Below are 20,112 nucleotides of genomic sequence, written 5' to 3' on the forward strand. Positions count from 1 at the left end.
ATGCAATCCCCGACTGGCCAAACAGTTTAATTACCTCAACTTTTTCCCAAAGAAGTACTGGGACGAACCGTTTCGTCATCTGCCATGCTCAATAATTGCCTGGCGCTTTCCTCATCCGTGATAAATACGGTTGGCCGGATAAGCTTCATGGCACCGTAAAGTGCATTGATTTTTTCCCGCCCGCCTGACGTCAGAACCCTCACCGGCACCCGTTGTATTGTATCGATACCGACTGACATGACGAGATCATGGACAGGGTGGTCGACAAGATTTCCCTGTTTATCATAGAAATGAAACAACAGGTCACCAACGGCACCCTTTTCAGCCAGTGATGCTTGATGACCTTCATTAAGAAATCCGATGCGATATGGTGTGCTCGATGCAGTCTCAATGGCACCTACACTGAGCAGGACCATATCAAGATCTTCTGCCATTTCGAATACGCTTTTCAATCCGCATCGTTCGATCAGCGCCGTTCTGGTTTCAATACTGTCGACCATGGCGGGAGCCGGAATAAGATAGCCCTCCCCTTGAAACAATTGCGCGAACTGCCAGGCAAATTCTGCAGGATTGAAACGACGGGGCTGACTGATTCCCCCCAAAAGTGAGATGACCGTAAAGTCTTCCAGTGCCCGTGCCTCAATGAACGACAATGTGCTGAGCAACGTCCGTCCCCAGCCGACGCCGACACGCATGCCATTGCTGACAACGTCAGATAAATACGCGCCTGTTGCGGCGCTGATGGCGGGTATTGGATCGCTTTCCGCTTGTGACAAAGGAGCAATAATCACTTTGTCTAAGCCGAATTGCTGTTCGACCTGTCGTTCCAGGGCGATAAGATCGGATAGATAGCCCTGAATGCCGATCTTCACTTCATTGCGTGCCCGTGCCTCTGCCAGCATGCGCACGATGGTCACCCGGCCTACGCCAAGAACTTCGGCAATCTCATTTTGTGTCATCTGTTCGATGTAATACATCCAGGCCGCACGCATACGCATTCGGCTGATTTTTGTATCGGGCTGGCCAACATCCAGTGCAGCTTTCTTCGGGCTGCCAGCGGCACCATTCGGTCGCTTGCGTCGATCGGTCAATCGTCTCCCCCCTATGCCTGCGAACGCAGGCATATCGCCTGCGTGATCATTATTATACAACTCCACCAGAATGTTATTTAGCAAGCCAAGAAAAAAAGATACAAAGCCTTATCCACTTTCCTGCGCAGGGTCATGAATATGCCGAGGGACATCTCTAATGATATCGTCGTTGGTCTGAAAGACAGGCTTCGGGATGTCCGTCATCTGATCAGGGCCAGTCGGCAAGACGCGGCGTTAACGCCTCGGGAGCTACCCGAATTCATGCTGGATAAGGTGGCGCGCGTGATGGATAAGGCTTTTACGACAGTTGAAGCATTATCCATTTCAGTCATTTCGCAAAACCCCGCCGCGCACTCCAGTGCTCCGGAAGCGCGTAGTCTGGCGGTATATTTCTCTGAAGATCACGAGGCAGGCGCAACACTCTTCTGCCGCGATATTTATTACCTGACGAAATACCTACTCAAAACTCTTCACGAACCGAATGCCCTTATTCACGAAGCGAGTTTCGCTTCCGTGCACTCGATCATGATTCGCCGCCATGCGATTTTGCTGGCAGCTGCGAGAAATGGTGATCAGAAAAATATCGGCAAAGCATGCGCGGCCCTGACTATGGAATTGCAGACACACTATTGCAGTACATCATTGTTTGGTGCGCAGACCTCTGATCAGGGCAAAACACTTCTTTGCTTTGCTGCACTCGCTCTGGCAATTGGGCTAGCCACCTATTCAGAACACCCGCCGAGCGGAGAGAAGCTCGTCGAGACGACCTTGTTGGCTTTGCAGGCACGCCCGGACAAGTTCGAACAGGCCATCACTCGCGGCGATAACCTTCACGCACTGTCCGATCTTTTCGCTTTTCTCATTCCACACCTGCCTTAGGTGGATTGGCTTAAGTCGCTTACGCACTTTTTGGCCCTTTGTATCGAGGCCGGACTCATGCTGAGTTCAGTCAATCCCATTTGAATGAAAGCCGGTATCAGATCCGGACGGCCTGCCGCCTCACCGCACATCCCAACCATTATTCCGGCTTGCACACCAGCCAGAGCGGTCATTTCGATGGCCGCCATCACGGCCGGATGCGTCACATCATTCAGTTTGGCAACCGTAGGATTGAGGCGGTCTGCAGCCATGACATATTGAGTAAGGTCATTCGTTCCAATGGAGAAGAATGCGACCTCACGCGCAAGCGCCGGAGCAATCAAGACTGCCGCTGGCGTCTCAATCATGACGCCCAGATCAAACGGCGCATATTCACGCCCCTCAACCTTCAGTTCCGAAACGCATTCTTCAATCAGCGCCCGCGTTGCAAACACCTCTTCGACGCTCGAAACCATCGGCAACATGACCTTGATGTTGCCTTTGGCAGCTGCCCTTAGAAGCGCTCGCAGTTGAGGCTTGAAAACGTCCGGACGGTCAAGACACATCCGTATCCCACGCCATCCCAGAAACGGATTATCCTCATCAGGAAATTCAATGCCGGCAATGGCCTTGTCACCGCCAATATCGAGCGTTCGTACAATAACCGGATACGGCGCAAAAGCAGTTGCGAGCGCAGTGTAGGTTTCCGTTTGAAAATCTTCCGATGGAAGGTGGATGTGCCGCATGAATAAAAGCTCCGTGCGGAAAAGCCCGACGCCCATAGCACCGGCTTCCTGTGCCGCTTCTATTTCTTCAAGCGACCCAATGTTGGCGGCGATCTCTATTACCGTCCCGTCTGCACGTTTGGGAACAAAATCTTTGAATACGCTCAAAGCCTGGCTTTCTGCTGCAGCTTCTGCGATTTTCTTCTGAAACCTGGTTGTGATCTCTTGATCGGGATCGTCGAAGATTTCACCATTATGGCCATCCAAGGCAATGATGCCCGTATTCTTCAGGCGCTGTACGTCCTGTCCAAGCCCAAGTACAGCGGGCACGCCATGCGCACGCGCAATAATAGCTACATGCGAGGTAGCTCCTCCGCGACCGCAAACTATCCCCGCGATGTTTTTTAAAGGTGCCCTCGCCAGATCCCAAGCGCCAATATCATCCGCGACAAGAATTGAACCATTGGGAATGGCATCGAGATTGACGTCATTCTGCCCCAGGAGCGCCAGACATATCTGGCGTCCTACAGCATTCATGTCGTCAGCGCGTGCATTCAGATATGGATCGTCGAGAGAAGCAAACTCTGAGGCAATACGCGAAGTGGTCCCGATGACCGCCGACACCGCATCCATGCCGCCCTCGACAAGTTTCATTGCGCCTTCCACGAGATCGTCATCGCCAGCAATATCCTTCAATGCCGCAATGATTCCTCTGTCACTCGTCGCAAGGTCGGTCGTTTCAAGTGATGCGCTCATGCGATCCTGTACTATAACAAAAGCCTGTCTCAACCGGGCAAGTTCAGCAGGTATCGCATCCGGCGGGATAGCAAGATTCTGCTCATCGATGACTGGTGGGAAAAACCCAAATGCCGGCCCCATCGCCAAGCCTTCGCTCGCCGCCACTCCACGCAACTGGCTGGAGGTTGCGGATTTTTCTGCCGTTGTGCTTGCTATTGGTTTTGATGATTTCGTCTGCGCTTCACTAGCACCAGAGAGCGGATTTTCAAGAAAGCCAATAAGCGCTTCTATCGCTTCCGCAGCATCTGCCCCGGTTGCACGAACGGTTACCTCTTCATGTTCCTTCACGCCAAGCAGCATGAGTTTTACCGAGCTCTTGGCATTGATCGACTTATCAGCCTTTACCAGTTCGATATCGCATTCAAAACCTTTGGCAAGGTTTACAAACCGCGTAGCTGGCCGCGCATGCAATCCATCATGCACCCGCACAATAGTCGAGCGTTCCATTCAATTCTCTCTTCGGTATTCGATGTTGTTCCCGGCAATCACCCGATGGTGATCACGGCTCCGACCTTCAGCGCTGATACAAGCCTGTCAGCCGATATTTCAGCGGCGCAAATTTCACCTGGCCGCTCAACCTTACTGGCACCATTGAACGTGATCACCACGTGGCCAATTTCCTTTACTTTCTGCCACGCATAATCGCCCATTCCGGTAATTTTCGCCGAGACTTCACCTATCTGAATAACAGATCCCACAGGGGGGCTTGAATCAGAAGGATCTTCTTCCGTCAGATGAAGTATCGAGACCTCGGCCAGCTCCGGAGGAGCGCCATCGGCAAAAAGAATGACAACGCCACCCTCCGCGAGATCCGCCACTTCAGGCCCGACGGCTGTTATCCGTGTTTTGAATTGGACTGACATGATGGCGAACCTCTATCTCTGCTTCTGGTTTAAAATACGATCAGGCTGACAACCCAAGCGATCAGCACCGATACGGGCCCCATGATCTGACGGCTGATCAGAACCGCAGGAACGCCGATTTCAATCGTCTTCGGTTTGGCTTCACCCAGCGCAAGTCCGACTGGCACGAAGTCACAACCGACCTGTGTATTATAGGCGAAGAGTGCAGGCAGGGCCATCGCAGGCGAAATCGTGCCATTGGCAATCTGCGGCCCGATAATTGCAACCCCGATAACCTGCGCGATAACAGCACCCGGCCCCAATATTGGTGACAGGAACGGCAAACCGCAAATCGCCGAAAGTATCAACAGCCCCACAATATTGTTTGCAAGCGGACCCATTGGCTGGGCCAATACGTCACCGATCCCTGTATAAAGGATGAACCCGATGAGCATTGTGACGAAAGCCATAAAAGGCAGCACGTTACGAACAACCTGATCGATCGTCCGGCGTCCAGCGTTGAAGAAGATGCCAACAACACGGCCCATTACACGGCCAACAGTGCTGATCAAACCGATCAGGCCACCCTCGCCCTTCTCACTGGTATCGGAGGCCCGCATCGAAGCGGCAAGCTCGGCTGGCGTTGGCGGCGCTGAGTGCGACGAAGAACTACCGGCAACAGTGCTTGGTTGCGATCCGTCTGCCAGCTCAATGTCAGTTTCTTTGACACCCGAAACATAGATGTCTTCCGTAATGAATTGCGCCAGAGGCCCAGCCTGTCCCACAGAGGTCAGGTTTACGGTTGGTATGCGTTTGCGTGGATAGACTCCGCATCGTGCCGTGCCGCCGCAATCAACAACAACGACCCCCATTTCCCCTTCAACTGGAGGAGCCTTGAAACCATCGACGGCTTCTCCACCTGTCAGTTCTGCAATGCGCCGTGCAACGGGATGAATACCGCCACCGGTAACGGAGACAACCTTGTTTCTTTCGGGCGTCAACTGAATGACGAGCGGCCCGCCCCATCCGTTTTTGCCGCGGGAAATTTTTACTGGTGTATAAGTCTTGGACATTATCTGCTCCCCCTGGATTAAAGCTCAATGCCCTGACGGCGCGCCATAATGGCGGTAATGCGCTCAGTCAGAATGCCTTTGAGCAAGATGACCACCAAGCCAACAATCGCGTACCAAATGGCGACATTGACGTGATAGCCCGTGGGAACAGCACCTTTCTTCTCAAGTTCCAGCAGCGCAACGAGGATACCGCCCCAAACGAAATACTCGCCAGGATTGATATGCGGAAACAGCCCGAGAGGTGGGTGAACGTAGGAAACGGCTGCATCATAGAATGCAGGCTTATGTTTTTCTTCCAGGAACGATCCAAAGGTGTAAGCCATCGGGTTGGTCAGGAAAAATACGGAGAGCAGAGGAAGTACTGTGTAGCGTGTCAAGGCGATGCGCCCTGCACCACGAGCAATGCCATGGACGCGCTCCTCTCCCACCAGCTCGGTCAGCGCGTAAAAGGCGGTCATCAACACGACAAGGGTTGGAATGATCCCGGTGACAAACCCGGCAAACACTTCGCCGCCCTTCTGGAAAATGCCGATAAAATACTTGCCTATGCTCGTTAACCAGCCAAGCTGCTCTTCCTGCTGAACATTCTGCAGCTTCTGCTTGAACTCCTCGACCGATATGTCGCCTGTCGATTGCGCAAGAACGACAAAATCATTTCCCGCATGATCGATTGCCTGTTTGCCGTGTAACGCAGCATCTGAAACCATCGATCCGGCCACCGATATGTGGTGGGCAGCGATATCCGCATGCTGTGCCAATATAGTCAGAATTGACATGTTCCCTCCTCCTTCCAATCACCCCCTCGAAGTGACCGTCCCTATGCGTTTACTGCCTTTATTCCCGTAAGACCGTTTCTTTTCGGCTCTGTCTTTGCGCGATCAATCTGTGCAATTGCAACTTCTGTCGCTTTTGCAAGTGCACGGTCTTCTTCTGTTGTCATCAAAGAGCTCTCACGCAAGGCATCAATCGACATATTCTCGAATTCCGGACGCCGCTTGAACTTGGCGAACACCGAGCGGCCGCTCATCACAAGAAACCGCTGAATGGCCAGATCGGCATTTGTTACAATCAGAACGATCATTCCCTTGCCAAGACGACCCCGAACATTGCCGGCTCCGACAAATCCGTCATTATATTTCGATGTGATACCTTTCATGACATCCGCATAGTGGCGCATCTGGTACCAGACACCAAGCGATTGCAAAGCCCACAAAACACCGAGCGCAAGCAACCCCCATTGCCACATGACCATGCCAACTCTCCTCCCTGTTTCGCCGCAGCATATGCTATGATTAAACTATAACCAGAAAAACCGTCATGGGTTTTTGAAACGAGATAGATAACCGGTAAATATGCTAGTCAGCGAACAGAAAAAATAGAACATTTGTTCTTTGAAGTGTCAATATGTATAATACAACGATCCAAGCTAAAAGCAGTCGAGGTAGGGCGAGATGAACTCTATTTTCAAGGATGAGCTTGTTCTCATGCCTGACCTGCGTCATCGCCTGCGGCAGTTGCGCTGGTTTCGCATGGCCTTCCGCAAAAACGCTGCACTCATCACACAGCATTATGGCCATTACTATTCGATTGACGATACAAAATTGACGAGAGCCTTTCTCAATTGGATCGAAACCATCGAACAGCAAAAATCATATGCCGACATTGATCGGAAAGATTTCATTATCTTTGCTGCAGGCATGGCACTTAAAGAATTAATTACGGAAGCCCCTGCCAAAGCGGCAGGAAAATCCGGCGATGATGCCCTTTCCCAGCCGGAAATGCGCGATATCATCGCCTTCTGGCCAGAGGGTTTTCTTTATACGAACTATTGTGTTGGAGCGATCGCAGCTATCTGCGAGCAGGAATTTGGCACTTCCCCGCAGATAAGCAAGTGCGCTGAGGATCTGCGCACTTGGTGGTCTTATCGTGAAAACGTCGGGGAAATGCCCGCATACGCGATTGCATTTCTCGACAAGTTTGTAGGTATTGAGCCCAATTGGCTAGCACCTGATCTGGCTTCTGCACGCAGCGCAATCCGCCGTGCAACACTGGGCAAAAAGCCTGCCGATCCTATTTTACCAGTTGGCTGACTTCTTTCAGGATACGCATAACAGCTTCACGCCGTTCCAATTGCGGCATATGGCCGGATTGAGCAAACAGGTGCAAAGCAATCTCGCCCGGTAAGCCATTAGCATGACTTGCCGGAATGACGCGATCAGCAGCACCGAAGATGACGCGGACAGGAATCGACAAGCGATTCAGTGTCTGCCTTATGCTGAAAACCTGAGTGCCGTCAGCAAAGAAGCGGTCGCTAATAAGCCGTTGCGCTTCACGCAAAGCGTTGTTTTGCGATTGTTGTAATGTCGCCGCGACAAAAGGCTTGGTTAAAAGGCTCTCGTCTTCAACCAATTGCTTCATCCATGCCAGAAGACTTGGTTCGGAGCGGGCGCGGACAAAACCGGACAGAAACGCACCATTGATTTCCGGGCCGAGGCCAGCAGGTGCTATCAACACCAGCGCTTGCGCATCCAGATTACCTCTACCTGCAACTTCTGCAGCAATGGCACCACCGAAAGAATGCCCGACGAGTATGACGGGCCCGACATGATATCGGACGATAGTTTGCTCAATTTGACTGGCAATCGCTTCAAGGCTTTCCGGAATGGAAAGTGTCGATTCACCGTGACCGGGCAGATCGATGGCAAGCACAGGATTATCGATGCTACCACCGCCAAGCATAGGTCGCCAGCTATTCAAATCAGCACCGAAACCATGCAGCAACACAACGGGCGCCAGCGCTTTGCCCTTGCCTTCCCGCAGCCACACCGCATTAAGTGGCGCATCGCCTTTGGCAGTTACCAATGGCTTTGCAGCGCCTGTCTGCGCACGAGTTTCAACTTCAATGTCTTGCTTTTGGATGCGGCCCTTTGGTCCGGAACCCTTGACCGTAGCCAGATCAACCCCGGCCTCGCGTGCGAGCCTTCGCGCCAAAGGAGTGGCCCGGATGCCTTCGCTCCTATCACTTACAGCCTCAGGTTCGGGCGTTACCGCCTGTACGCTGGTTTCCAGCTTTTTTGAAGAAACTTCTGCCTGTACTTCAACCGATGCTGATGCTTCGTAACTTTCGCCTTCTGCATATATCCAGGCAACAGCCTGTCCTACGGGAACCGTCGCGCCTTCTTGAGCTGTTACTTGGCGCAAAATGCCTGAGGACGGGGCATCAATTTCCATCGCTGCCTTATCGGTCTCAATTTCGAAGAGCAATTGCCCCTTCGTAATGGCTTCGCCTTCTTTTGCGTACCATCGTGAAATCTGGCCGCTTTCCATGTCCATATCGACCTTCGGCAGGATAACTTCGACCGGCATAGCCTATCGCACCCCTTTGATGAGCGCGCGCGCACTCTCGACGATGCCGGGCACTTGTGGAACGGTCGCTTTTTCCAGATCAGGATTATACGGAATTGGTGTTTCAGCACCGCCAAGACGGACGATAGGTGCATCCAGATAGTCGAAGGCCTCACTCTCGGCAATCATCGCACTTACTTCCGCGCCAACGCCAAGTGTCTTCACACCCTCATACACGCACATGAGTTTCGACGTCTTTTTGACGCTGGCAATGATAGTATCCTTGTCCATCGGGCGCACCGTACGCAAATCCACGACCTCGACGTTGATACCCTCTTTTGCTAGTTCGTGAGCGGCCTCAAGCGCCTTGTGAACCATAATTGCCGAGGCAACGATCGTCAGGTCAGTACCTTCACGCACAACAGCCGCTTTGCCGATTGGCACAGTGTAATGTCCCTCAGGAACTGGCCCCTTCATTTTGTAAAGAAGCTTATGCTCGAAGATCATGACAGGGTCCGGGTCTTCAATGGCGGCAAGCAACATGCCTTTGGCGTCATACGGTGTGGAAGGTTGAATGACCTTCAGCCCCGGAACATGCCCGAACCATGCTTCCAGACTCTGGCTATGCTGAGCTGCTGCACCAGTGCCCGAGCCTGCCGGAAATCGCATGACCAATGGAACAGAAACGGCACCGCCAAGCATGTAGCGCATTTTTGCCGCCTGATTGACGATCTGCTCCATCGCCAAAGCCGCAAAATCTGAAAACTGAAACTCGAATATCGGACGCATACCTGTCAGCGCCGCACCCACTGCAACACCTGCACCACCGAGTTCGGAGATTGGGGTGTCCATGACGCGATCTTCGCCAAAACGCTGAACCAAATCACCTGTAACCTGAAAGGCACCGCCGTAAACGCCGATATCCTCACCCATGAGAAACACCCGGTCATCAGCCTCCATTGCGATGGCCATTGCTTCCTGGATAGCTTGCGAGTAGCTCAGTTCGCGTATTATCTCATTCATCAAATCAGTCCGTATATACGTCACGCGTCAGATTATTCAGATCCGGTGATGGGCTGTCCTTGGCAAACTCAATCGCTTCGGCGATTTCCTTTTCCACGCCTTCGCGAAGAACGGTAATTTGCTGATCATCAAGAAATCCAAATTCTTTCAACTGGTCCTCAAAGAAATGAATCGGATCACGGTTGCTGATCCAATCCTCAATTTCCTCTTTGGTGCGATAGCGATTGCGATCGCTTTTGGAGTGCCCGCGATGACGGTACGTTTTGCACTCGATAAGTGTGGGCCCCTCACCGCGCCGAGCCCGCTCTACGGCGTCGTGCGAAGCTTCCGCCACATCAGACAGGTTATTTCCGTCAACAATCACGCCGGGCATATTATAAGCTGGCGCGCGGTCGGCTACATTGGCAACAGCAGTCGAACGCGCTGTCGAAGTAGACATGCCATACCCATTATTCTCGCAAACGAAGACAACAGGAAGCTTCCATACAGCCGCCATGTTGAGCGCTTCGTGAAAGGCACCTTCATTGTTTGCGCCATCACCAAAATAGGAAATGACAACCTTGCCGTTCTTCTGCTTTTTGGCAGACAGCGCTGCACCAACGGCAATTGGAATGCCGCCGCCTACAATGCCATTAGCGCCAAGATTTCCTTTAGAAACATCGGCTATATGCATTGAGCCGCCGCGGCCCTTGCAGTAGCCCGTCTCTTTGCCGAAGAACTCGGCAAACATCCTCGAAACATCAGCGCCTTTGGCGATGCAATGGCCATGACCGCGATGGGTAGAAGTAATCATGTCATCTTCGGCAAGCGGCATGGATATGCCGACAGCACTGGCTTCTTGGCCTATAGAAAGGTGCATCGTGCCGTGAATAAGCCCGCGCGTGTATGATTCTTCAGCGCCCTCTTCGAAACGGCGGATCAGATACATTTTGCGCAAAGCTTCTTTCAATTGCTCGGACGAATAATGCCGAAATGCAAACGGAAGATTGCTGCCGTCATCCTTGAGTTTCGCATTTGACGTTCTGGCGGAAGCCATCTCGGCGCTCCTTGACTGATTGTCCAACTACGCTGCCAACGCATTGAAAAACAGCATTGCAACTACTCTATCGAGTAATGAACATTTGTATCTTAGTCAATACCTATGTGCATAATGTCGAGTTGCTTACAAAGAAAAAACGCCCACTTTTCGTAGGCGTTTTTTGGTAGGAATGAATATGTGGTTCAATCGCCGAAGCGGCGCCCCTCACGCTCCGGATCCAGTGCAATCTCAGCCTCCTCCTTATCGTCCGGCAAGGCTTCGTCGCTTTCCTGATATGGATTGTCATCGTCATCTTCAGATAAATCGCCTGCGTCTTCGGATTCCACTTGGCGTCCACCCGAGATCACCAGTTCGTCATCCGCCTGCACTTCAGAGCTACCCACCTCATCCCAATCTTGAGTTTCAATGGGAGTTCTCAGCGGCTTTTCCTGATTTTCGTTCTGGGCCGTGCTGCTTTTGGCTTTTTCGTCGGTCATAATGCACTCCTTTATATAGAAGGAACGTCAAAGAACGCTTTTGGATGCATATTTTGCGTGCGATCAGTTTTTTTGCTTTTTGCCCTAATCCACCCATAATGACCTGCGAGTCAGCAGCTTCACGTCATTTGGGGAGATATCCATGACATCAAAATTCCTGACCCTTGCTTTCGCCACAACTGCGATGATGGCCGTTCCTTTTGCAGCGTTTGCGGATGAAACTCCGCGCCCGCGCATTATTGTCACAGGCGAAGGTGAAGCTGCCGTAGCACCCGACACAGCAATTCTTTCGCTCGTTGTAATGGAAGAAAAGCCAACGGCACGGGAAGCATTGACAGCAAACAATGCATCAATGGCAAAAGTCCTCGATGGAATGAAGAAGGCCGGTATTGCCGATCGCGATCTTCAGACATCGGGATTCAACATTGAACCGCGTTACGTCTACCCAGAAAACAATAATGGCAAGCAGCCGCCCGAAGCACCGAAGATCGTGGGATATGCCGTGTCCAACTCGCTCTCCGTCCGTGTGCGTGATTTGAAAAAGGTTGGTGAAATCCTCGATCAGTCAGTATCACTTGGCGTCAATCAGGGTGGCAATCTGACATTTACCAATGACAAGCCGGACGCGATTCTCGAAGAAGCCCGCAAGAAGGCTGTGGCAAGTGCTGTTTCAAAGGCCAAGACGTTAAGCGCAGCCGCCGGTGTTGAACTCGGCAAAGTCGTTGAGATTAGTGAGCAGTCGTATAATCCTCGCCCGATGCCAATGGCGCAAGGCAAGATGATGGCAATGGCCGCTGACTCCGTACCAGTAGCGGCTGGCGAGAATACCTATAACGTGTCAGTGAATGTAACATTCGAACTGAAAAACTAAGAGCCACCATTCTTTGACATTGAGGGCGCCTTAAGGGCGCCCTTTTTGTTGTCGGTGTCCCCTAACTGATCGGCACCTTGATCATGTGCTCGAAATAATCCTCATCGGATTTCAAGTCATGGTCAAAGGCTGTCACTTGCCCACGCACCGAGATTCCAGCTTCATGAACGGTATCGCCGGAGCCTGAAACCAGCGGGTGCCACCAATAAAGATCCTGTCCTTCATCTATCAGCCGATAACCACAGGTTTCGGGAAGCCAATCAACAGTTCTAACGATTTCCGGTGTGAGGAAGACACAATCTGGAACTTTCTTTTTCCTGCCAACGTAATCTGAACATTGGCACGTTCCAGCATCAAGCAATGTGCATGCTACAGTTGTAAAATAGATTTCTTCCGTATCTTCGTCTTCAAGCTTGTGCAGGCAACAGCGGCCACAACCATCGCACAGGCTTTCCCATTCAGAGCGGTTAAGCTCATCAAGTGTTTTGGTTTTCCAGAATGGTTCGCTAGGCATGCGCTCAAATACAACGCCGGCAACATCCCGTCCATTGCCTTGATGTCTCACCCATGAACGCAGGATGAACAGGCCCTTCACATCAGATACAGGCCGGGCCTGCAATCCTGCATTATCGGATTCGGTCGCGCTGACCGCCTCCTATGACGACCGTCGGACAACAGGTTGCCACAAAATGGGAACAGGTTCCGGTCACAAACATTTTACGTATTTCAGACTTTCGAAATGCGAGACAGGGATGGACATGAAACGGACAGCACTTTTTTTCGCCTCAACGGCAATTCTATTTTCTTCGCCCCATGCGATGGCAGAGCAACCAGCTTTGAACCGGCCATATATTTCATCGAATACCAATGTGCCGCAAATGCTGCTCGCCCAGGCTGAAAACCAGGAGCCGGAAGCGGAAGCAGTAGAAGAACCTGTCAAGAAACCGGTTGAAGAACAGGTAGATGACGCCAAACAGCAGGCGGCGGAAGAGTCGGACGCTGCTGCCGAGTCCCAAAAGCAGGCGGCCGAGCAGGCCAAAGAACAAGCTGATCAAGGCGCTCGCGATGCTGAGGCAGAAGCTGCTGCAAAAGCGGAGCAAGCTCAACGCGACGCTCAAGCGGAATCCGACAAAGCTGCTGAAGAACAAAAGGCTGTAGAAGCTGAGGCCAAACAAAAAGCCGCTGATGACGCAGCGGCTGCCGAGGCTGCACAGAAGCAAGCCGCCGAGGACGCAGAGCAGGCTAAGCGAGACGCCCAAGCCGAGGCTGATAAAGCAGCTGAGGAGCAGAAGGCTGTAGCTGAAGAGGCACGAAAGAAAGCCGCAGCAGAGGCCGAAGCAGCAAAAGCAACTGAAGAGGAAACGGCCAAGGAAGCGGAAAACGCTAAAAAGGCCGCTCAGGAAGAGGCTGACAAAGCCGCAGAAGCTCAAAAATCAGCGGAAGAAGAAGCTCGCAAGAAGACTGATCGCGCCCAGAAAGCTGCAGATAAACAGTCTGAACAGGCGGCCGAAGATGCAAAGAAAGCAGCTGATGAAGCTGCCAAGGAAACTTCTACCGAAGAAGCTGCGCCTCAAGCAGGTGAACAAGCGCCAAAGCCGGCGGTGACACCAAAGCCAACTGGTGAAGCTCCTGCAACTCCTGCAGAAGAGGCAAAGCCTGCAGCACCTGATCAGGAAACAAGGCCTGCTGAGGGCACGGCAGAGGTTCCGGCAGGAGAAACCGCCAAGCCTGACCCTCGGGAAGCGTCACCGCTACCGGAAAACGCTGCACCCGTGCTTGACAGTGACAAGTCGGTGAAGGGCGGCCGCGAAGGCAAGGGTCGTGGCGGCAAACGGGATCAGGTGACTGGTAAGCCGCCGGTTGAGCAGCCAGCGACGCCTCCTGTTGCGCCGCCAGAATCTGATGCAGAGGTGCAGCAGGAACTGGCACCGATCAAGATTGAACCAGTACGTACGGAAAAAGGCACACGCACCAAGGAACGCAGGCGCGATGAGCGGCCAGATGACGTGCAGGTCATCAAGCAGTTCGATAACCGCACGATTGTCGAAGTGAACAACAATATTTTCGTTGAAAGCTCTGATCGCCCTCGCATGTCTCGCGATGCACAGGATGTATATTACGAGGATCTGCCACGCAGCCGCACACGTGAGACCATAGTGCGCGACAACGGCGTCCAGATCATCACGGTCCGCAATCGTTATGGCGATGTAATCCAACGTTCGCGCGTAATGCCCGATGGGCGTGAGGTCGTGCTGAGCTATGCGCCTGATTATGATCGTGAAGAGCGGGTTGAATGGCGCGATCCTGGTGATGATCTTCCACCACTACGTCTGACCATTCCCGTACGGGAATATATTATGGATGCTGAGGAAGCACCTGAGGAGGATGTGTACGAATTCTTCGCAAGGCCGCCGGTTGAGCGTGTAGAACGTCTCTATTCCGTCGACGAAGTAAAGCGTTCTGCCCGCATTCGCGACAAGGTACGCCGTGTCGATCTGGATACCATCACCTTCCCCTTTGGTTCGGCCGAAATTGGTGAGGATCAGATCGCGCGGATCGAAAGTGTTGCCAAGGCTATGGCTCAGACGTTGAAAAAGAACCCCGCTGAAACCTTCCTTATCGAAGGACATACGGACGCTGTGGGCTCGGATCAGGCCAATCTTGTCCTCTCGGACAAGCGTGCAGAGTCAGTCGCGCAGGCTTTGACAAATGTCTTCGACATCCCGCCTGAAAACATGGCAACGCAGGGCTATGGCGAGAGCTATCTGAAAATCAAATCAGACGGCCCTGAGCAGCAGAACCGTCGTGTCGCGATCCGCAGGATCACGCCGCTTGTTGCCCCATTGGCAAGCAATAAATAATCACCCTCAGTACGACGAAAACCCGGGCCTTGGTCCGGGTTTTTTGCGATTATCGCTTGAGTTCGCGCGTATGGTCGCTATTTGTTGCTTGAAACTATCCTTACACCGGACCGAGTAAATGAAACGCATAGAAATCTTTATCGAAAACATCATCCTTGCTTCACGCTGGCTTTTGGTCGTCTTTTATCTGGGGTTGGCCATTGCGCTGGCGATCTATGCGTTTTCATTCGCCGGTAAGCTTGTCGATTTCGTCTCAAAGGTCATGATCCTTAACGAAACCGACACCATCTTGAAAATGCTGAGCCTTATAGATGCTGCGCTTGTTGCAAGCCTCGTGGTGATGGTCATTATTTCTGGCTATGAAAACTTCGTATCGCGGTTTGATCAGGCGGATGAGGTGCATTGGCTGGGCACGATTGATGCCGGCTCACTCAAGATCAAAGTTGCGTCAACTATCGTCGCTATTTCTTCGATCCATCTGTTGCAGATATTCTTGAACCTGACTCAGTACAGCAACGAACAGCTGATGTGGTTCACAATCATCCACCTTGCCTTCGTGTTCTCAGCCTTGTTTCTCGCATATATCGACAAGCTTATGGCCAAGGATAAGGGCGACAAGAAATCAAATGAGCCATCGCTCTGAATAAAAGACCTGGCAAATGCAGGGTTTTTATGAGGCTGACTAGGAATACTCAGCCAGCGCCTCCTACTCCCCAAATGGAGTAACCAGCAAAAAAACGGGACGGATTTTCATCCGTCCCGTTTTTATTTTCAGCAAAGTATTTGCTTAGCTGTCGAGGAAGCTGCGCAGTTTGCGCGAGCGGCTCGGATGCTTGAGCTTGCGAAGTGCTTTGGCTTCAATCTGGCGAATACGCTCGCGGGTAACCGAGAACTGCTGACCAACTTCTTCAAGTGTATGATCAGTGTTCATACCAATACCGAAGCGCATACGCAGTACACGCTCTTCACGTGGTGTCAGTGATGCCAGTACCCGTGTCGTCGTATCGCGCAGGTTCGCCTGAATCGCAGCATCAATAGGCAGAAGCGCATTCTTGTCTTCGATGAAATCACCTAGATGAGAATCTTCCTCGTCACCAACCGGTGTTTCGAGCGAGATTGGCTCCTTGGCAATCTTCAGGACCTTGCGGACCTTCTCCAGAGGCATCGCCAATTTCTCAGCCAATTCTTCCGGTGTCGGTTCACGGCCGATTTCATGCAGCATCTGGCGCGATGTACGGACGATCTTGTTGATCGTTTCGATCATGTGCACCGGAATGCGGATCGTGCGAGCCTGATCGGCAATAGAGCGCGTGATTGCCTGACGAATCCACCATGTTGCGTAGGTCGAGAACTTGTAACCACGGCGATATTCAAACTTATCGACCGCTTTCATCAAGCCAATATTGCCTTCCTGAATGAGATCAAGGAACTGCAACCCACGGTTGGTGTACTTCTTGGCAATGGAAATAACGAGACGCAGATTTGCCTCGACCATTTCCTTCTTGGCAAGCGCCGCTTCGCGTTCGCCCTTCTGCACCTGATTGACGATCCGGCGGAATTCCGAAATGGAGATCGCAGTTTCCTGCGCCATGTTCTGAATTTCTGTACGCAGATTCTTGATCGTCTCTTTTTCGTTCTTGGTAAACTCTTTCCAGCCGCGCGTTGTCAGGTTGGAAACAGCTTTCAACCAGTTCGGATCAAGCTCGTTGCCCTGATATTCTTTCAGGAAATCTTCACGGCGTACGCCATAGGACTCTGCCAGACGTAGCAGGCGTCCCTCGTTCTGCACGAGACGCTTGTTGATATCGTAAAGCTGGGCAACCAGTGCTTCAATACGGTTCTGGTTCAGCGACAACGACTTCACAGCCTTGATCAACTGATCCTTGAGTTCCTTGTAGCGGCGCTCCTGGCTTGGCGACAGCGAGCCCGAGGCAGCAAGGCGGGCCTCAACCTGCTGATCCTGAAGCTTGCGCAGCTTCTTGTAGGTGTCAGCAATAACGTCGAGGGTTTCCATGACCTGTGGACGCAACTCGGCTTCCATCGCTGCGAGCGACAGATTGGCCTCATCATCCTCATCATCGTCTTCTTCGATCTGGGTATCACCACCGACATTTGTGATGTCGTCATCGTCACGGCGACTGCGCGAGCGGTCGTTGCCTGATGCCGGCTTTTCTTCCTCGACACGCTCGATAACAGGCGCTTGCTTGGCTTCCGGACCGGCATAGGTCGTTTCAAGATCAATGATTTCGCGTAGCAAAATCTGCGATTCATTCAAAGCTTCACGCCAGATGATGATCGCCTGGAAGGTCAGCGGGCTTTCACACAGGCCGGAGATCATGGTCTCGCGACCAGCCTCGATACGCTTGGCGATGGCGATTTCGCCTTCACGCGACAAGAGTTCGACAGTACCCATCTCACGCAGATACATGCGGACAGGATCATCCGTGCGGTCTGTAGGTTCTTTCTTGGTAACTGTCGGAGCAACCGCAGTACCCGTTGATTCCGCGAGCTCACGTGCATCGCTTTCATCGTCGGCACTGTTGTCAGCCTCTTCGGCGTCCGCGTCCTGCTCGTCATCCTCAACGACATTGATGCCCATATCGCTGAGCATCGCCATCGTGTCTTCGATCTGTTCTGAAGTGACCTCTTCGGATGGAAGAACTGCATTGAGTTCATCCATCGTTACATAGCCGCGCTTCTTGGCGAGCTTGATCATCTTCTTGACAGCGTCATCGGAAAGGTCGAGAAGCGGTCCGTCTGGCGCGCCTTCGCGCTCGACTTCTACTTCCTCATTTTCCTTTGCCTTCGTTGCCATATTTTATGTCTCCAAGCGAGGTTCGCTTTTTTCATGCATGAGAACAACGAGTGCGGCAGCGCACCGGTTCCCCTACATCATCAAGGTATTAAATGATCGACTAGCCGAAATCCTGTTAATGGCGGATTAACCTTGTTATTCCGGTGGCGAACACGCTGCATATCTGTCGAATTTGCCGGTATTTCTGCTAAACCCACAAACATCAACGCAATATCTACAATTCTGCGCAATCTGATTCCGTCATTATTGACCCACGTCAACCCCGACTCAACTGATTCGGGTCAAAAAAGCGAATCAATTCGGTCAAAAACCCTTTCCAGAGCGTCCAGAGGGGATTCCAAACCCTTCAATCAGCGCTTCCGTTGCTTGCGCATTGCGGATATCGTTCTGAATATCGAGTAGTCTGTTAAGATTTTCGTCGGTCGCTTCGGTTGCCAAGGCAGTTTCGGCGACCTTCAGCTCCTTATGTAGTGTGCTTGCGCGCTGATGCAAGTGAACCGCCTGCCTCAAAGCTTCCAAAGCATCCTCTTCAGCAGCCTGTGCGGTGGCAGTCCACATCCTTGCGCGGCGCGTCAACGCTTCAAGGGCTTCGATCAGAGCGCCATGATTGGTATCGACCATTGCCTTGCGCATTTCAGCGCCATTGGCAACGTGGTGTTCAGCCATCGCGTTTAACATGGCAGCGTGAAACCGCTTCAAATCCGGATGACTGAATTCGAGCCGCACGACAGTTTCAAAATCCTCCTCGATCAAACGCGGATGATTGAACAAAGTCATCAGAATCGCCGTTTCCCGCAATGGCGGCGCAGCCGATGTCGTCTTCACAAGAACCGAACGGGCCAAACTGTCCGACACGGCAAAACGGCCGCTAGCGGCGCCTTTTCCGCGTTGGCCATATCCGTTTTGACCGTAACCGTTGGGGTTATTGCCGTGCTCACCATTATTCCGACGATCATTACCGCGCTGGCCAGAGCCAAAAAACTGCTGGATGCGTTCGCGTACGTCCTGCCCGTAATGTCGCCGAACATTTTCATCCGCGATGAGCGCGGTCATCTGTTTAAGACGCGCTTCGAGTTCGGCCCGGCGCTCGGGCGTATCGAAAACGCCGCTCGACGTTTCGCGGGTCCACAACATATCGGCCAAGGGACGTGCATCATTGAGCACATCCTGAAATGCCTGTGAGCCTGAGGACTTGACGAGATCATCGGGATCCTTGCCTTCCGGCAATACAGCAAACCGTAGTGAATAACCGGGTTTCAGCGCCGGTAAAGCCAAGTCGATAGCCCGGTAAGCCGCCTTGATGCCAGCACTGTCTCCATCGAAACAAAGCACTGGCTCCGGTGACATTCGCCAAAGAAGGTCAAGCTGATCTTCTGTCAATGCTGTTCCCAGCGGCGCAACCGCCTGGGCAAATCCCGCCTGTGCCAAAGCTATCACATCCATATAGCCTTCAACCGCAATCACGGCTTTGGCTGGCTGGCCAGCCTGTGGTTGCGCCGCTTTGCGGGCACGTAGTGCATTAAAGAGAATTTTGCCTTTGTGGAAAAGCTCGGTCTCGTTGGAGTTCATGTATTTTGCAATGGCATTGGGAGCTAGCGCCCGCCCGCCAAACGCGATGATGCGCCCACGCAAATCCTCGATAGGGAACATGATACGATCACGGAACCGGTCAAAAGAAACAGGCTTATCGTCCCCATAGACCACCAGTCCGCAAGCCTCGATCTGGTCTTTCGTCGCGCCTTTGCTGGCGAGATGTTCTTTAAGGGCATTGCGGCTTTCTGGAGCATAACCAAGACGGTAGGAGTGCTGCGTTGCAGCACTCAGGCCACGGTCGCGCAAATAGGCACGTGCTTTCGCACCACCTGCCGCCTGCAGCTGGTCTTCAAAAAACTTCGTTGCCATTTCCATGACATCATAAAGCGTCGCACGTTTCGCCTCGCGGATTTCCATCTCCGCATCGCGTGCGGGCATCGGAACGCCTGCCATGTCTGCTACGCGTTGAACTGCTTCAGGAAAACTCAAACCCTCAAGCTCGGTGAGAAAGCGGAAATGATCTCCCGTGACGCCGCAGCCGAAACAGTGATATCGCCCTTTGCGATCTTCGCAATGAAAACTGGGTGACTTCTCGCCATGAAATGGACAGCAGGCCCAGAAATCGCCTTTCTGTGCATTTGTCTTCTTCCGATCAAACGAAACGCGCGTCCCGATCACGCTGGAGATCGGCACACGCTCCCTGATCTCGTCGAGAAAAGATGGCGGAAATCGCATATGACTATTCGTTCTAAACCAAGCGCT

At 52.4% G+C, this 20,112-nt stretch carries 18 protein-coding genes; 5 read left to right on the forward strand and 13 right to left on the reverse strand.

Annotation, left to right across the window (positions count from 1 at the left end; translation table 11 throughout):
- Nucleotides 1-35: 35 nt before the first annotated feature.
- Nucleotides 36-1,034 carry a sugar-binding transcriptional regulator gene (locus PMI41_RS09410; protein ID WP_244423926.1) on the reverse strand — a complete coding sequence of 333 codons (999 nt, stop codon included), beginning with the start codon at nucleotides 1,032-1,034 and terminating at the stop codon, nucleotides 36-38.
- 195 nt (nucleotides 1,035-1,229) lie between these two features.
- Between PMI41_RS09410 and PMI41_RS09415 the strand changes: the two genes are divergently transcribed.
- On the forward strand, nucleotides 1,230-1,970 hold the full coding sequence (locus PMI41_RS09415) for a hypothetical protein (RefSeq protein ID WP_008124122.1): 741 nt from the start codon (nucleotides 1,230-1,232) through the stop codon (nucleotides 1,968-1,970).
- Here PMI41_RS09415 and ptsP read toward each other — a convergent pair.
- From ptsP to PMI41_RS09440, 5 genes are read right to left on the reverse strand one after another with little or no spacing between them, the layout of a single operon-like run.
- A complete protein-coding gene (gene ptsP, locus PMI41_RS09420) occupies nucleotides 1,967-3,919 on the reverse strand; it encodes a phosphoenolpyruvate--protein phosphotransferase (protein WP_008124124.1) in 1,953 nt (650 codons plus the stop codon). The two genes, PMI41_RS09415 and ptsP, sit on opposite strands and share 4 nt — an antisense overlap.
- Before the next feature lie 38 nt (nucleotides 3,920-3,957).
- On the reverse strand, nucleotides 3,958-4,335 hold the full coding sequence (locus PMI41_RS09425; RefSeq protein WP_008124125.1) for a PTS glucitol/sorbitol transporter subunit IIA: 378 nt from the start codon (nucleotides 4,333-4,335) through the stop codon (nucleotides 3,958-3,960).
- Nucleotides 4,336-4,364: 29 nt separating this feature from the next.
- Nucleotides 4,365-5,387 (reverse strand): PTS glucitol/sorbitol transporter subunit IIB, encoded by a 1,023-nt coding sequence (locus PMI41_RS09430; protein ID WP_008124127.1) that lies wholly within the window; start codon nucleotides 5,385-5,387, stop codon nucleotides 4,365-4,367.
- Nucleotides 5,388-5,404: 17 nt separating this feature from the next.
- On the reverse strand, nucleotides 5,405-6,163 hold the full coding sequence (locus PMI41_RS09435; protein WP_008124128.1) for a PTS glucitol/sorbitol transporter subunit IIC: 759 nt from the start codon (nucleotides 6,161-6,163) through the stop codon (nucleotides 5,405-5,407).
- A 41-nt stretch (nucleotides 6,164-6,204) separates the two neighbouring features.
- Nucleotides 6,205-6,639 carry a transcriptional regulator GutM gene (locus PMI41_RS09440; RefSeq protein ID WP_008124129.1) on the reverse strand — a complete coding sequence of 145 codons (435 nt, stop codon included), beginning with the start codon at nucleotides 6,637-6,639 and terminating at the stop codon, nucleotides 6,205-6,207.
- 199 nt (nucleotides 6,640-6,838) lie between these two features.
- Between PMI41_RS09440 and PMI41_RS09445 the strand changes: the two genes are divergently transcribed.
- Nucleotides 6,839-7,477, forward strand: coding sequence for a hypothetical protein (locus PMI41_RS09445; RefSeq protein ID WP_008124131.1), 639 nt, complete (start codon nucleotides 6,839-6,841; stop codon nucleotides 7,475-7,477).
- Here PMI41_RS09445 and PMI41_RS09450 read toward each other — a convergent pair.
- From PMI41_RS09450 to PMI41_RS09465, 4 genes are all read right to left on the reverse strand, one after another.
- Nucleotides 7,458-8,753 (reverse strand): acetoin dehydrogenase dihydrolipoyllysine-residue acetyltransferase subunit, encoded by a 1,296-nt coding sequence (locus PMI41_RS09450; protein WP_008124133.1) that lies wholly within the window; start codon nucleotides 8,751-8,753, stop codon nucleotides 7,458-7,460. The two genes, PMI41_RS09445 and PMI41_RS09450, sit on opposite strands and share 20 nt — an antisense overlap.
- Nucleotides 8,754-8,756: 3 nt before the next feature.
- Entirely contained in the window at nucleotides 8,757-9,755 is a 999-nt protein-coding gene (locus PMI41_RS09455; protein WP_008124134.1) for an alpha-ketoacid dehydrogenase subunit beta, read from the reverse strand.
- Nucleotides 9,756-9,759: 4 nt separating this feature from the next.
- The gene (locus PMI41_RS09460; protein WP_008124135.1) at nucleotides 9,760-10,791 is read right to left on the reverse strand and encodes a thiamine pyrophosphate-dependent dehydrogenase E1 component subunit alpha; all 1,032 of its coding nucleotides are present in this window, start codon (nucleotides 10,789-10,791) and stop codon (nucleotides 9,760-9,762) included.
- Nucleotides 10,792-10,976: 185 nt separating this feature from the next.
- On the reverse strand, nucleotides 10,977-11,270 hold the full coding sequence (locus PMI41_RS09465) for a hypothetical protein (RefSeq protein ID WP_008124136.1): 294 nt from the start codon (nucleotides 11,268-11,270) through the stop codon (nucleotides 10,977-10,979).
- 142 nt (nucleotides 11,271-11,412) lie between these two features.
- On the opposite strand from PMI41_RS09465, the gene PMI41_RS09470 reads away from it, so the two are divergent.
- Nucleotides 11,413-12,141 (forward strand): SIMPL domain-containing protein, encoded by a 729-nt coding sequence (locus PMI41_RS09470; RefSeq protein ID WP_008124137.1) that lies wholly within the window; start codon nucleotides 11,413-11,415, stop codon nucleotides 12,139-12,141.
- 61 nt (nucleotides 12,142-12,202) lie between these two features.
- Here PMI41_RS09470 and PMI41_RS09475 read toward each other — a convergent pair whose 3' ends face one another.
- A complete protein-coding gene (locus PMI41_RS09475; RefSeq protein ID WP_040854458.1) occupies nucleotides 12,203-12,655 on the reverse strand; it encodes a YcgN family cysteine cluster protein in 453 nt (150 codons plus the stop codon).
- Between the two features lie 244 nt (nucleotides 12,656-12,899).
- On the opposite strand from PMI41_RS09475, the gene PMI41_RS09480 reads away from it, so the two are divergent.
- Both PMI41_RS09480 and PMI41_RS09485 read left to right on the forward strand, forming a co-directional pair.
- Nucleotides 12,900-15,002, forward strand: a complete 2,103-nt coding sequence (locus PMI41_RS09480) for an OmpA family protein (protein ID WP_040854461.1) — start codon at nucleotides 12,900-12,902, stop codon at nucleotides 15,000-15,002.
- A gap of 118 nt (nucleotides 15,003-15,120) precedes the next feature.
- Nucleotides 15,121-15,645, forward strand: a complete 525-nt coding sequence (locus PMI41_RS09485) for a TIGR00645 family protein (protein WP_008124142.1) — start codon at nucleotides 15,121-15,123, stop codon at nucleotides 15,643-15,645.
- A gap of 144 nt (nucleotides 15,646-15,789) precedes the next feature.
- Here PMI41_RS09485 and rpoD read toward each other — a convergent pair whose 3' ends face one another.
- Nucleotides 15,790-17,817, reverse strand: a complete 2,028-nt coding sequence (gene rpoD, locus PMI41_RS09490; protein WP_008124143.1) for an RNA polymerase sigma factor RpoD — start codon at nucleotides 17,815-17,817, stop codon at nucleotides 15,790-15,792.
- A 303-nt stretch (nucleotides 17,818-18,120) separates the two neighbouring features.
- A complete protein-coding gene (gene dnaG, locus PMI41_RS09495) occupies nucleotides 18,121-20,085 on the reverse strand; it encodes a DNA primase (protein WP_008124144.1) in 1,965 nt (654 codons plus the stop codon).
- Between the last annotated feature and the right edge of the window lie 27 nt (nucleotides 20,086-20,112).

Source organism: Phyllobacterium sp. YR531 (assembly GCF_000282595.1).
In the GTDB taxonomy this organism is placed as follows: domain Bacteria; phylum Pseudomonadota; class Alphaproteobacteria; order Rhizobiales; family Rhizobiaceae; genus Phyllobacterium.